This is a genomic window from Thiomonas sp., from assembly GCF_054608695.1.
On sequence record NZ_JBTRXV010000104.1, the window covers coordinates 1 to 12,225 of the forward strand.

The following is a 12,225-nucleotide window of genomic DNA, read 5'->3' on the forward strand; positions in this document are numbered from 1 at the left end:
TCGGGGCCAGCAAGTACGCCTGGGCAACCAGGCCGCTTGCAACCAAGGCCGGATATAAGGCAGCAGCCGACTTCTTCACAGCACAACGCTAATTGCCACTTGATCGCCGGGAGGCATCCATATAAGAAGCCATGACCCGCAATGACGTGACCGAGGCCATCATCGCCGCCAAAATCGCCAAGGGCCTGAACTGGGCCGACGTGGCCCAGGCCGTGGGCCAGAGCAAGGAATGGGTCACGGCCGGCTGCCTCGGCCAGATGACCTTCAGCGCCGAGCAGGCCGCCGTCATCGGCCGGCTGTTCGACCTCCCCGCCGATGCCGTGAAGCTGCTGCAGGTGGTGCCGTACAAGGGCTCGCTGCCCACCGCCGTGCCCACCGACCCGCTGATCTATCGCTTCCACGAACTCATCAGCGTCTACGGCACGACCTTCAAGGAACTGATCCACGAGGAGTTCGGCGACGGCATCATGAGCGCCATCGACTTCAAGATGGACCTGACCCGCGAGCCCGACCCCAAGGGCGACCGCGTGCACATCAGCATGAGCGGCAAGTTCCTGCCCTACAAGATGTATTGAGCGTCCCACGCGCACCGCCGGGCCGCCGGTCCACGGCAATGACCTGGGCGGTGATGCGCGAGGCCGCAGCCGGCAACAGCCAGGCCATGGCCTGCGCCACGTGCTCGGCGCTTCGCACGCCGCCGGGCGGGTATTGCTTGCCCGCGCCTTCGCGCATCGCCGGCACCTTGAGCATGCCGGCGGTCAGCGGCTGTCGGCCATGCCCGGGGCCACGGCGTTGACGCGCAAACCAATTGGCGCGTAGGTGGCGGCCGTGCTGGTGAGGTGCAGTGGCACGATCAATTTCTCCGGCGCCGTCCCGGGGGCGTGCAGGGCAATGCCTGGGCCTCTGCGGCTGTGATGGCCGGGCGCTGCCGGGGTTGACTCGGCCTCGTCGATGCGCTGGCCAAGCCGGCTTTGGCGCGTGCACGAGCGCTCTGGGCGCGAGGGCAGGGGCATGGCGGCAGCGGCGATGCCGAAGGCGGGGCAAAATCGGCTTGTCGAGCACAACAAGGAGACGACGATGGATCTGGGCTTGCAAGGCAAGGTTGTCCTGGTCACCGGTGGCAGCAAGGGCATCGGCCTGGCGTGCGCGCAGCGCTTTGCCGCCGAGGGCGCACGCGTGGCCATCGCCTCGCGCGACGCCGCGCGTCTGAAGCAGGCCGCCGCCGCGCTGCAGGCCGAAGGCGTGCCGGTGCTCACGGTGGCGGTGGATCTGTGCGACGCCGCGCAGGCTGCACGCATGGCGCGGGAGGTGGAGGCCGGGCTCGGCCCCATCGACGTGCTGGTGAATTCGGCGGGTGCCGCCAAGCGCACGCCGCCGGCGGAACTCACGGCAGCGCACTGGCATGCGGCGATGGACGCGAAGTACTTCACCACCATCCACGCCATCGATGCGGTGCTGCCGGGCATGGCGCGGCGCGGTGGCGGCGCCATCGTCAACGTCGTCGGCATGGGCGGCAAGCTCGCCACCCCGGTGCACCTGGCCGGCGGCGCCGCGAACGCCGCGCTGATGCTGGCCAGCGCCGGCCTGGCGCATGCCTTTGCCGCGCAGGGCGTGCGGGTGAACGCGGTCAACCCCGGCATCACCGCCACCGGGCGCATGCAGGAAGGCCTGGAGGCCGAGGCGCGGCTGACCGGCAAGCCGGTGGCCGAGTTGCTGGCGCAGCGCGAGCGCGCCTTGCCGCTGGGGCGCATTTGCACGCCGCAGGAGGTGGCCGATGTGGTGGTGTTCCTGGCCTCGGCGCGCGCCGGCTATGTCAGCGGCGCGGTGCTGTCGCTCGACGGCGCCGCCACGCCCACGGTGGTGTGAGCATGGCCGATGCCGCGGCCCTCGTCGCGCTGCGCGAGGAGGAGATGGAGTTCAGCGCCATCCGCGCCCAGGGGGCAGGCGGACAGAACGTGAACAAGGTGTCGAACGCGGTGCACCTGCGGTTTTCGATCCCCGACTCCTCGCTGCCCGAGGCCATCAAGCTGCGGCTGCTGGCGCTGAACGATCAGCGCATCACCGCCGACGGCGTGGTGGTGATCAAGGCCCAGACCAGCCGCAGCCTGGAGCAGAACCGCGCCGATGCCATCGCCCGGCTGCAAGCCCTGGTGGACAGCGTGGCCACCCTGCCCAAGGCGCGCAAACCCACCCGCCCCACGCGCAGCTCGCAGCGCAAACGGGTGGACACCAAGGTGGGGCGTGGCGAGGTGAAGCGGCTGCGCGGACGGGTGCGCGGAGGCGAATCCGCTTGAAGCCATTGCCAAGGCGGCAGGCGGTATCACCCAGCGCCGAGGACGGGCCATCCGCGCGCTGCACTGCTTCGCAAACCAGACTTCGCCGATGCCTTGACCCATGCTTGATCTTGCAGTGCAGCAAGACCATCGATCAAGCGGGGATGGCTGATTTGAAGCCGAAGCGCGCTGCGAATCCAGGCTCTTGAGAGTGCCCCAAGCGGCGCGTTCATTGGCGACTTTCCTTGCTCAAGCCGTTGAAACGATGCGAAATTTTTGATGGCCTCGACACGCATCGAACAGCTTGTCACGCTAGGCATAGTCCACTGCCATGAGGCGAATTGAAACGTTGAATTGGACGGATCCGTCCCCATCTCTTAAATTCTTGCTGCGTTGCACACCGAAACGGTTTTTGCCAAACGGTCTGTGACGAGAACGATGGCATCAAGCCCCTTCAAGGCTTGAGCCCCAGTCCAACAACGAATCCCCATGGAGTTTGTCATGTCCCTGATCAATACCCAAGTCAAGCCTTTCAAAGCCACCGCGTTCCAGAACGGCAAGTTTTTCGAGGTGACGGAAGCCGCCCTGAAAGGCAAGTGGTCGGTGGTCGTGTTCTACCCCGCCGACTTCACCTTTGTCTGCCCGACCGAGCTGGAAGACCTGGCCGACAACTACGACACCTTCAAGGCCATGGGCGTCGAAATCTATGGCGCGTCCACCGACACGCATTTCGCCCACAAGGCCTGGCACGACACCTCCGAGGCCATCAAGAAAGTGAAGTACCCGCTGATCGGCGACCCGACCGGCGCGCTGACCCGCAACTTCGATGTGATGATCGAAGAAGAAGGCTTGGCGCTGCGCGGCACCTTCCTGATCAACCCGCAAGGCGTGATCAAGCTGTGCGAAATCCACGACAACGGCATTGGCCGCGACGCCAAGGAACTGCTGCGCAAGGTCCAAGCCGCGCAGTATGTGGCATCGCACCCGGGTGAAGTCTGCCCGGCCAAGTGGAAAGAGGGCGCGGCCACGCTCAAGCCCTCGCTCGATCTGGTTGGCAAGATCTGATCGACCTCCGCCTGCGGGCGGGCGCAGTGCAGGCCTGATGCTGCTTCGGGCCTGCAGTTTGTTGCCGCGTTCGTGCCCGTCCATCCACCTGTGTCCGTTCGGCCCGCAGGTGGGCGGGCGCACACCCCAATCCCCTTCCCTCCAGGAGCGCGCCATGCTCGACGATTCCCTGCAATCCCAACTCAAGGCTTATCTGGAGCGCGTAACGCAGCCGTTCGAGTTGGTGGCCTCGCTCGACGACAGCGAGAACTCGGCGCAGATGCGCGCGCTTCTGGAGCAAATCGCCAGCCTGTCCGACAAGATTGCGTTGCGGCTGGATGGCACGGATGCGCGGCGGCCTTCGTTCGCGCTGCGTCGCGCGTCTGGCGCTGAACAGCATCTGCGCTTCGCCGCGATTCCGCTCGGCCACGAGTTCACCTCGCTGGTGCTGGCGCTGTTGTGGACCGGCGGCCACCCGCCCAAGGTCGAGCCGGAGCTGATCGAGCAGATTCGCCATCTCGATGGCGACCATCGCTTCGAGGTCTATATGTCCCTCAGCTGCCACAACTGCCCGGACGTGGTGCAGGCGCTGTCGCTGATGGCGGTGCTCAACCCGCGCGTGCAGACCGTGGTGATCGACGGGGCGCTGCATCAGGGCGAGGTGGATGCGCGGCAGATCATGGCGGTGCCGACGGTGTATCGCAACGGCGAGCTGTTCGGCAGCGGACGCATGGACGTGGAAGAAATCGCCGCCAGGCTCGACGCCGGCGCCGCGCAGCGCGATGCGGCCAAGCTCGACGCCAAGGAGCCGTTCGACGTGCTCATCGTCGGCGGTGGCCCGGCGGGCGCGGCGGCCGCGGTGTACGCGGCGCGCAAGGGCATTCGCGTGGGCATTGCGGCAGAGCGCTTCGGCGGTCAGGTCAACGACACGCTGGCGATCGAAAACTACATCTCCGTGCTCAAAACCGACGGCCCGACATTCGGCCTGGCGCTGGAAGCGCATGTGCGGCAGTACGGTGTGGAGATCATGAATCTGCAGCGCGCTGACAAACTCATTCCCGCGGCACAAGGGCACGCCGGGCCGCCCCAAGTGCCCTTGACCCCCTCGGGGGGCGGGTCGGCTGGCCGACCCTGGGGGCACACCGAGTCGGGCGGCATGATTGGCGTGCAACTGGCCAATGGCGGCCGTTTGCAGGCGCGCAGTGTCATCCTCTCCACCGGCGCGCGCTGGCGCAACGTGAACGTGCCGGGCGAGGCCGAGTACCGCAACAAGGGCGTGGCCTATTGCCCGCATTGCGACGGGCCGCTGTTCAAGGGCAAGCGCGTGAGCGTGATTGGCGGCGGCAACTCCGGCGTGGAAGCGGCCATCGATCTGGCCGGACTGGTGGGGCATGTGACGCTGCTGGAATTCGCCCCCGAGCTGCGCGCCGACGCGGTGCTGGTGAGCAAGCTGCGCAGCCTGCCCAACGTCACCATCCACACCCACGCGCAGACCACGGAGATCACCGGCGACGGCAGCAAGGTCAACGGCCTGAGCTACACCGACCGTCGCAGCGGCGAGCGCCATCATCTGCAGCTCGAAGGCGTGTTCGTGCAGATCGGCCTGGTGCCCAACACCGAGTGGCTCAAGGGCACGCTGGAGTTGAGCAAGTTCGGCGAAATCGTGGTCGACGCCAAGGGGCAAACCTCGGTTCCCGGCGTGTTCGCCGCGGGCGACGTCACCACGGTGCCGTACAAGCAGATCGTGATCGCCGCAGGCGACGGCGCGAAGGCTGCGCTCAGCGCGTTCGACTACCTGATTCGCACGCCGATACCCGAGCCTGCCGAGGCCGTGGCCGCATGAGTTCGCGCTGCCGCCCGCATCCATGAAGCCGCGGTTGCCGCAGTGGCTGTAAGCCGTGGCCAGCCACGCGCTTGCCATCGCGGCAGGCGCGGTGGGAACGGCGACCAGCGCCTTCGCGCCCAGGCCACGGCTGCGTCAAGCGCCGCGTCACACGCGCTGATCGCACTCCCGCTCCGCTACTGCTGCGAATCCGGATACCACTGCGGCGGCGGCAGCTCGGCGAAGACGCGGCGCACGCCAGCGGCCCAGCGCGCGGAGAGTTCGCGCCAGTAGGCGTCCTGCTCGTCGATGTGGAACTTCATGTCGCCGCGCAGGTGATTGGCGGGCAGGAGCAGCAGGTCGATGGGCAGGCCGACGCCGACGTTGCTGCGCATGGTCGAGTCGAAACTCACCAGCACGCATTTGGTGGCGTCCAGCAGGCTGATTTCGGGGCGGATGACGCGGTCGAGAATCGGCTTGCCGTACTTGACTTCGCCAATCTGCAGGAACGGTGTCTCGGCCGTGGCCTCGATGGCGTTGCCTTCGGAATACACCAGGAACAGGCGCGGGCGCTCACCGCGAATTTGCCCGCCGAGCAGAAAGGAGGCGTGGGCGTCGATGTCGCTCTTGGCCAGGTAGGGCTCGTCGCGTTCGCGCACCGCGCGCATGGCCTCGCCCAGCAACTGGGCGACGTCGGCCATGCTTTGGGCATTGGTCCAGTTCTGCGCCTCGCCCTGGCGCACGGCGCGGTGCAAATGCTCCACCGCCCCTTGCGTGATGCTGAGGTTGCCGGAAGAGAGCATGGTGATGACGCGCTCGTCGGGCCGCTCCAGCAGGTGCAGCTTGCTGAAGCGGCCGATGTTGTCGACCCCGGCGTTGGTGCGGCTGTCGGAGGCGAAGACGAGGCCGGCGTTGAGTTTGACGGCGCAGCAGTAGGTCATGGCGGGGGAACAGGATTGTGTGACGCCCGGGGGCGGGCGTGGCGCTGGGGCGCGCAAGACGACTGCCCCCAGGGTACAGCTTCAGGCGGCGCGGCGCAGCGGCATTTGCGCGACGAAAAAGCGTTCGTCCACCGCAGCCTCGACGGCGCTGATGTCAGCCTGGCGCGCGGCGCCGAACGCGAACATGCCGGCAGCGCCCTCCTCCGGTTCGAGATGCGACACGCCGGCCAGGGCTTTGCCGAGTTGGCGCATGACGGGTTCGCACATGTCCACCTGCAGCGCCGCCAGGTTGCTCTGGGCTTCGCCCAGGCAGAAGCTGGCGGAACGCGGGAAGTCGGGCCGGCGCAGCAGCATCTCGGTCACGCCCTGGCGGTTGGGCTCGCCGTGCAGGCGGCGCAGCGGCATGAGGGCCGAGGCGGCCTCCAGCAGGGCGACGCGATGAAAACCGGCGTGCGGACTGTCGGGGCCGTCGCGCACCAGCGAGAACTCGGGATCGGCCTGCGTCGTCCACAGGCGCACGGCGCTGTCGGCGCGTTCGAGAAAGTTGCCCAGGCGCAGGAAATGCCAGGCCTCGTTGCGCATCATGTTGGCGATGGTGACGCCGCGAAAGGCGTCGGTGAACGCCATGATTTCGCCGATCACCTGGCCCAGGCCGCCGCTCACCAGATGCTGGGGTTTGAGCGCGCGCAGCTTGCCGAGCATGAGCTGCAGCGGCGCCACCACCTCGGCCGGCACCACCGAGCGCTGGTTGCGCGCGGCGTCGCGCGCGAGCTGCACGCAGGTGAGCACGGAGGAGGGGTTGTCGCGGTCGATCAGGCAGCGGCTGAGCATGTCCAGCGGGCTCAGATCCTGCAGCGCGACACCGGCCGGAATGCCGCCGGTGGACAGCAGTGGCAAGGCCCAGACCGAGTGCGCCGCATGGCCGCCATGCGAGGAGGGCAAGGCGGCCAGACGGCGGGCCAGATCGAGCATGCGGGCCATGGATTCGGCACGCTCGGCGGAGCGCCCCATCCAGAACAGATCGGAAGCCGTGCGGCACAGCATGGGGCTCTCCTGAAGTCGGTTCAAGCCAATCAAACGTTTCGCCGGGGTTCAGTCCTGCAGCACCCAGGTGTCCTTGGTGCCGCCGCCCTGGCTGCTGTTGACCACGAGCGAGCCGTCCACCAGGGCCACGCGGGTGAGGCCTCCGGGCACCATGCGGATGGTGGAGCCCTGCAGCACATAGGGACGCAGGTCCACATGGCGTGGCGCCACGCCTTCGTCCACCAGCGTGGGGCAGGTGGACAGCGCCAGCGTGGGCTGGGCGATGTATTTGTCCGGGTTGGCGCGGATGCGTTCGGCGAAGGCCTCGCGCTCCTTCTTGCTGGCCTTGGGACCGATGAGCATGCCGTAGCCGCCCGCGCCCTGCGCCTCTTTCACCACCAGCTCGGCCAAGTTGGCCAGCACATGGGCGCACTGCTTCGGGTCGCTCAGGGTGTAGGTGGGCACGTTGGGCAGGATGGCGTCTTCGTCCAGGTAGTAGCGGATCATGTCCGGCACATGGGGGTAGACCGATTTGTCGTCGGCCACGCCCGTGCCCACGGCGTTGGCCAAGGCCACGTTGCCGGCGCGGATGGCCTCGAACAGCCCCGGCACGCCGAGCATGGAGTCGGGGCGGAAAGCGCGCGGGTCGAGGAAGTCGTCGTCGATGCGGCGGTAGATCACGTCCACCCGCTGCGGCCCGCGGATGGTCTTCATGTAGAGGAAGCCGGCGTCGACGAACAGGTCCTGCCCCTCCACCAGTTCGGCGCCGATGCTCTGCGCCAGGAAGGCGTGCTCGAAATAGGCGCTGTTGAATGGCCCGGGCGTGAGCACCACCACGGTGGGGTCGTCGGTGTGGCTGGGCGCCAGTTCACGCAGGGTGAGGTCGAGCAGATCGGGGTAGTTGCCGATGGGCGCGACGCGGTGGTGCTCGAACAGATCGGGCGCCAGCCACGACAGGATGCGCCGGTTTTCCAGCATGTAGCTCACGCCGGAAGGCACGCGCAGGTTGTCTTCCAGCACATGGAACTCCTGCTCGCCGGTGCGCACCAGATCGATGCCGCAAATGGCGCCGTACACCCCGCGCGGCACCTTCACGCCCTTCATGCCGGCGCGGTACTGCGAGTTGTCGAGAATGCCCTCGGCCGGCGCCACCTTGTCCCTGATGATGCGCTGCGGGCCATAGATGTCGGCCAGAAACAGGTTCAGCGCCTGCACCCGCTGCGCCAGCCCGCGCTGCAGATGCGCCCATTCGGCGGCGGTGATGATGCGCGGAATGATGTCGAAGGGAATGGCGCGCTCGGTGCCACCGCCCTCGCCGTACACGGCGAAGGTGATGCCCTCGCGGTAGAACGCCAGCCGCGCCTCCTCCTGCTTGGCGGCCAGCGCGGGCATGCCGGTGTCGCGCATCCAGCGCGTGAGCCGGGCCCACGCCGGACGGGCTGCATCGGCGGCGGCCGGATCATCGAAGCCGTTGCACTCGGAATAGGCCCGCATCATCGCCTCGCTCGCTGTCTTCATGCAGGGAACCAGCAAGCCCCATGCCAGGCCGGCATGGCCTGCCGGAACCGCTTTGGTGCGGCCAGGGTCTGGGCAGCTTGGGCGGCCCCGGTGCATGCACCGGCATGGCGCCGGTCCGCTCCATCCAGTCGCTCGGAGGCTGCCGGCTTGCAGGCCGGCAGGCCCTTCGCGCGGCGCGCAAACGTGCTCAGCGTTGGCCCATGTGGGCGTTGGTGAACACGCCGCGTGCGGCGCGTGGTTCACTGCGCCAATACTGTGCGGGGGCCTTGACGCTGGCACCGAGGGACGCGGCGGCATGCCACGGCCAGCGCGGGTTCCACAGCATGGCGCGGGCCAGGGCGACGAGGTCGGCGCTGCCGTCCTGCAGCAGCGCCTCGGCCTGTTGCGCTTCGGTGATGAGGCCCACCGCCATGGTGGCAAGCCCCGTGGCCTGGCGGATGGCGCGCGCCAGCGGCACCTGGTAGCCGGGGCCGACTGGAATGCGCTGCAGCGGCGAGATGCCGCCGGACGAGACGTCGATCCAGTCGCAGCCGCGCTGCTTCAGGGCAGCGGCGAAACGCAAGCTCTGCTCCAGGTCCCAGCCGCCCTCGACCCAGTCGGTCGCGGAGAGGCGCACGCCGAGTGCCACCGTTGCCGGCAGCGCGGCGCGCACGGCGTCGAACACCTGCAGCGGAAAGCGCATGCGGTTGTCCAGGCTGCCGCCGTAGGCATCGTCGCGCTGGTTGGCCAGCGGCGAGAGGAATTCGTGCAGCAGGTAGCCATGCGCGGCATGCAGTTCCACCGCCTGCAGGCCCAGGCGGGCTGCGCGCTGCGCGGCGTCGACAAAGGCCTGGCGGATGCGCGCCAGACCCGCCTCGTCCAGCGCCGCGGGAGGCGCTTCATGCGCCCCATGGGGGATGGCCGAAGGCGCCACCGCGTCCCAGCCGCCTTCGGACAGCGCCAGTTGCTGACCACCGTCCCAGGGCCGCGCGCTGGACGCCTTGCGCCCGGCATGGGCGAGCTGGATGGCGATGGGCATGGTGCTGAAACCGCGCACGTCGGCCAGCACCGCGGCCAGCGCACGTTCGTTCGCGTCCGAGTACAGGCCCAGGCAACCGGGTGTGATGCGCCCGATGGCCTCGACCGCCGTGGCTTCGATGAACAGCAGGCCGGCCCCGCTTTGCGCCATCTGCCCCAGATGCACGCGGTGCCAGGCGGTGGCGCAGCCATCATCGGCGCTGTACTGGCACATGGGGCTGACGACGATGCGGTTGGCAAGCCCGAGGGGGCCGAGTTGGAAGGGCGAGAACAGTTGGCTGGACATGGGGCTGGAACGTGATGGAAGAGGGTTGCGAGCGGAGGTTGCGAGCGGTTGAAGCGGTTGAAGCGCTGGACGCGGGATTCGGGACGGAGGATGGGCGACGGCAGACACCGCCGCCGCACTGGTGGATGTATTGTCCACATCCCGCGCAGGGTCTGCAGGCCAGCGGGAATGTGGAGAGTGGCGGCAGGCAGAGGCAACCGCGAGCAGCCGCCCGGGGGAATCAAGGCGTGGCGAACGCCTTCGACTGGTCGATCCGGCGCGCCATGCTGTGGGCGGCGCGGCGCAGCATGGCGGCGTTGTCGGCCTTGACCTCGAGCAGCAGATGATCGACGACCTGATGCGTGCGCACGTCGTCGATATCCGCTTGCAGAGCGATGATCAGATCGCTCACCTTGCGCAACTGGCCCACGACCACATCGTCGACGCCGGCCTGCTCGCCGAGCTTGAGCATGCAAAGCCACGCAGCGCGTGGGGTGGGGGCGTAGTCGCCCGCCAAGGCCTGCAGGCCCGGGCGCACCCTGCTGTTGTCGATCACGCGCCAGCGGCGGCCTGCGCGCAAAGCCCGGTTCACCTCGCCGGGCAAGGCCAGCAACGCGCGTTGCTGAGCAGCAATGATGGCCGGCCGCTGGTCGGCGGAGCCGTCGAACAAGTCGAAGGGCATGACCGTGATGGATGGCTTGCTCGGCAAGTTTGCCGCCTGGGCTTGAGGGCCGGGGGCGCCAAGCAGGATCAAAGCCGACAAGCCAGGCTGCAGCACGCGCAGCAACTGCCGTCGCAACCCCGGCCAGGGCCTGGCCCGGGTCCGCGCGGCATGGGTTGGCACAGCTTGGGTTGGCGCGGCGCGCGGTGCAAGGGGAATGGTCCCGGTGCATGGTGGCCTCCGTTGTCAGTCATGTCGTTGCGTCAGCGTCATTCATCGCCCGCCGCGTCGAGCCGGAACCGAATCCAGAGTTTCAGCTCTCTACTTTGCCAGCAGCTTCAAGGACAGCTGGATCGTGCGCTTTCACAGCCGCGCCGAACTGGTGGGCATGGCGCACGACGCCATGCACGGGCGCGCGGACGAGGCCGCAGCCACGACCATGTCCCGGCCGGGTGCGGCTTCCCAGGCGAACCCGCATGCGGACACGGCCGATTACCCGGTGGAGAGCGAACGCGACCCGGTGATGGCCTACAACACATCTGGTGCGCCGAGCAGGTGATGAACAAGGGCATCAACATCCTGCTGCAGGGTGCGACCGGCACCGGCAAGGGCACCCTGGCCAAGGCCATCCACCTGCGCAGCCACCGGGGCAAGAAGCCCTTCATCGCCATGTGTTGCGCCGCCATGCCGGAAACCCTGGCCGAGAGCGAGCTGTTCGGCTAGAGGCCGGCGCCTTCACCGGCACTGCCTGCCGGCCTACGCCTGGCCCGGCAATATCCGCGAGCTGCGCAATGGAGTGCGCGCACGGCGCTGGCCCTGGCGTCCGACGGCACCTTGCGCCTGGAGCAATTGCCCTGGAGCCTGCGCCGGAACACCTCGGCCGCGACGCTGCCGCCGATGCAGTCCGGCTCGGGCCGGCAGACACGCGCCTGCTGCCGTGCCGACTGCCGCGCTGCCGACCCAGGCCGCGGGCATGCGTCCCCCCGCGCCTGCCGGAGACGACGACGGCGTGGGGCATGCCGACATCACCGCGCTGCTGCAACGCCATCGCTGGAACATCAGCCACGCGGCCGAAGCGCTCGGCATCAGCCGCAACACGCTGTACCGGCGCATGCACCGCCTGGGCATCCTCGCACCCCGAACGAAATGACAGCCTGCAAGGCAGGCCAGCCCAAGCGTGACATCGTGTCGGACTTGTCGCATCATCCAGCCCATCCTTGTTGAAAGCGCCCCCCAGGCTGCGGCCTTGCGGCATCTCCCCGAGGGGGGTGCGCATGGCCTCGGCGCATACTCTGCGCTGGGCCCGCCGAGAAAACTTGGAGCGGCGCGGCGTTTTCACATGCGTTCTCCCGCATCCTCCGGGATGTTCTTGGCCCCTGTCGGGGCCGTTTTTGCGTGTATGCCATGACTTACGAAAAAACTGCTGCCGGACGTCTGACACTGGCCAACCGCCAGTCGGACTTGCCCCGCCCCTTGCGCACGCTGCTGTTGCTGGTGGACGGCGCCAGGAGCGAGGCCGAATTGCTGGGCATGCTGGGCGCAAGCGGGCTCGACTCCCAGGCCTTCGCCAACCTGCTCGAACGCGGCCTGATCCAGACGGTGCCGGCACAGGCGTCAGCCGCAGTCGCGCCGGCGTTGACGGCCCGCGCCGATGCCCGCGC

Annotated in this window: 14 protein-coding genes and 1 pseudogene; 9 read left to right on the forward strand and 6 right to left on the reverse strand. The window is 68.2% G+C overall.

What is annotated here, in order from left to right; genetic code table 11:
- The first annotated feature begins 131 nt into the window (after positions 1–131).
- Complete coding sequence (cynS, locus tag ACYCUK_RS20890; RefSeq protein ID WP_461596565.1) at positions 132–575, forward strand: cyanase; 444 nt, start codon at positions 132–134, stop codon at positions 573–575.
- A 183-nt stretch (positions 576–758) separates the two neighbouring features.
- Here cynS and ACYCUK_RS20895 read toward each other — a convergent pair whose 3' ends face one another.
- Positions 759–1,013 (reverse strand): hypothetical protein, encoded by a 255-nt coding sequence (locus ACYCUK_RS20895; protein WP_461596566.1) that lies wholly within the window; start codon positions 1,011–1,013, stop codon positions 759–761.
- A 64-nt stretch (positions 1,014–1,077) separates the two neighbouring features.
- Here ACYCUK_RS20895 and ACYCUK_RS20900 point away from each other — a divergent pair, with 64 nt between their 5' ends.
- The 4 genes from ACYCUK_RS20900 (at position 1,078) to ACYCUK_RS20915 (ending at position 5,160) form a co-directional block, all read left to right on the forward strand.
- The gene (locus tag ACYCUK_RS20900) at positions 1,078–1,866 is read left to right on the forward strand and encodes an SDR family oxidoreductase (RefSeq protein WP_461596567.1); all 789 of its coding nucleotides are present in this window, start codon (positions 1,078–1,080) and stop codon (positions 1,864–1,866) included.
- A 2-nt stretch (positions 1,867–1,868) separates the two neighbouring features.
- Positions 1,869–2,294: an alternative ribosome rescue aminoacyl-tRNA hydrolase ArfB gene (arfB, locus tag ACYCUK_RS20905; protein ID WP_461596568.1), complete on the forward strand. Its 426-nt coding sequence runs from the start codon at positions 1,869–1,871 to the stop codon at positions 2,292–2,294.
- Between the two features lie 480 nt (positions 2,295–2,774).
- Entirely contained in the window at positions 2,775–3,338 is a 564-nt protein-coding gene (gene ahpC, locus ACYCUK_RS20910) for an alkyl hydroperoxide reductase subunit C (RefSeq protein ID WP_461596569.1), read from the forward strand.
- A gap of 154 nt (positions 3,339–3,492) precedes the next feature.
- A complete protein-coding gene (locus ACYCUK_RS20915; RefSeq protein WP_461596570.1) occupies positions 3,493–5,160 on the forward strand; it encodes an alkyl hydroperoxide reductase subunit F in 1,668 nt (555 codons plus the stop codon).
- A gap of 176 nt (positions 5,161–5,336) precedes the next feature.
- Here the strand turns inward: ACYCUK_RS20915 and ACYCUK_RS20920 are convergent, their stop codons facing one another.
- The 5 genes from ACYCUK_RS20920 to ACYCUK_RS20940 form a co-directional block, all read right to left on the reverse strand.
- Positions 5,337–6,080 (reverse strand): peptidase, encoded by a 744-nt coding sequence (locus ACYCUK_RS20920; RefSeq protein WP_112487542.1) that lies wholly within the window; start codon positions 6,078–6,080, stop codon positions 5,337–5,339.
- A gap of 81 nt (positions 6,081–6,161) precedes the next feature.
- Positions 6,162–7,124 carry an alpha-E domain-containing protein gene (locus ACYCUK_RS20925; protein WP_461596571.1) on the reverse strand — a complete coding sequence of 321 codons (963 nt, stop codon included), beginning with the start codon at positions 7,122–7,124 and terminating at the stop codon, positions 6,162–6,164.
- A gap of 48 nt (positions 7,125–7,172) precedes the next feature.
- The gene (locus ACYCUK_RS20930) at positions 7,173–8,597 is read right to left on the reverse strand and encodes a circularly permuted type 2 ATP-grasp protein (RefSeq protein WP_461596577.1); all 1,425 of its coding nucleotides are present in this window, start codon (positions 8,595–8,597) and stop codon (positions 7,173–7,175) included.
- A gap of 211 nt (positions 8,598–8,808) precedes the next feature.
- Positions 8,809–9,924 (reverse strand): NADH:flavin oxidoreductase/NADH oxidase, encoded by a 1,116-nt coding sequence (locus tag ACYCUK_RS20935; protein ID WP_461596572.1) that lies wholly within the window; start codon positions 9,922–9,924, stop codon positions 8,809–8,811.
- A 220-nt stretch (positions 9,925–10,144) separates the two neighbouring features.
- A complete protein-coding gene (locus ACYCUK_RS20940; RefSeq protein ID WP_461596573.1) occupies positions 10,145–10,666 on the reverse strand; it encodes a DUF2380 domain-containing protein in 522 nt (173 codons plus the stop codon).
- A gap of 253 nt (positions 10,667–10,919) precedes the next feature.
- Here ACYCUK_RS20940 and ACYCUK_RS20945 point away from each other — a divergent pair, with 253 nt between their 5' ends.
- The 4 genes and pseudogenes from ACYCUK_RS20945 to ACYCUK_RS20960 form a co-directional block, all read left to right on the forward strand.
- On the forward strand, positions 10,920–11,123 hold the full coding sequence (locus tag ACYCUK_RS20945; RefSeq protein ID WP_461596574.1) for a hypothetical protein: 204 nt from the start codon (positions 10,920–10,922) through the stop codon (positions 11,121–11,123).
- On the forward strand, positions 11,123–11,287 hold the full coding sequence (locus tag ACYCUK_RS20950) for a sigma 54-interacting transcriptional regulator (protein WP_461596575.1): 165 nt from the start codon (positions 11,123–11,125) through the stop codon (positions 11,285–11,287). Before ACYCUK_RS20945 ends, ACYCUK_RS20950 begins: the two co-directional genes overlap by 1 nt.
- A 250-nt stretch (positions 11,288–11,537) precedes the next feature.
- Positions 11,538–11,714 (forward strand): helix-turn-helix domain-containing protein, encoded by a 177-nt coding sequence (locus ACYCUK_RS20955; RefSeq protein WP_461596576.1) that lies wholly within the window; start codon positions 11,538–11,540, stop codon positions 11,712–11,714.
- 254 nt (positions 11,715–11,968) lie between these two features.
- Positions 11,969–12,225: pseudogene (locus ACYCUK_RS20960) on the forward strand (hypothetical protein); the annotation flags it as partial.

Bases quoted from the DNA above. Each gene is read 5' to 3' on its own strand.
- cynS (WP_461596565.1), top strand. From the start codon at position 132: ATGACCCGCAATGACGTGACCGAGGCCATCATCGCCGCCAAAATCGCC.
- ACYCUK_RS20895 (WP_461596566.1), bottom strand. From the start codon at position 1,013: ATGCCCCTGCCCTCGCGCCCAGAGCGCTCGTGCACGCGCCAAAGCCGG.
- ACYCUK_RS20900 (WP_461596567.1), top strand. From the start codon at position 1,078: ATGGATCTGGGCTTGCAAGGCAAGGTTGTCCTGGTCACCGGTGGCAGC.
- arfB (WP_461596568.1), top strand. From the start codon at position 1,869: ATGGCCGATGCCGCGGCCCTCGTCGCGCTGCGCGAGGAGGAGATGGAG.
- ahpC (WP_461596569.1), top strand. From the start codon at position 2,775: ATGTCCCTGATCAATACCCAAGTCAAGCCTTTCAAAGCCACCGCGTTC.
- ACYCUK_RS20915 (WP_461596570.1), top strand. From the start codon at position 3,493: ATGCTCGACGATTCCCTGCAATCCCAACTCAAGGCTTATCTGGAGCGC.
- ACYCUK_RS20920 (WP_112487542.1), bottom strand. From the start codon at position 6,080: ATGACCTACTGCTGCGCCGTCAAACTCAACGCCGGCCTCGTCTTCGCC.
- ACYCUK_RS20925 (WP_461596571.1), bottom strand. From the start codon at position 7,124: ATGCTGTGCCGCACGGCTTCCGATCTGTTCTGGATGGGGCGCTCCGCC.
- ACYCUK_RS20930 (WP_461596577.1), bottom strand. From the start codon at position 8,597: ATGCGGGCCTATTCCGAGTGCAACGGCTTCGATGATCCGGCCGCCGCC.
- ACYCUK_RS20935 (WP_461596572.1), bottom strand. From the start codon at position 9,924: ATGTCCAGCCAACTGTTCTCGCCCTTCCAACTCGGCCCCCTCGGGCTT.
- ACYCUK_RS20950 (WP_461596575.1), top strand. From the start codon at position 11,123: ATGAACAAGGGCATCAACATCCTGCTGCAGGGTGCGACCGGCACCGGC.
- ACYCUK_RS20955 (WP_461596576.1), top strand. From the start codon at position 11,538: ATGCGTCCCCCCGCGCCTGCCGGAGACGACGACGGCGTGGGGCATGCC.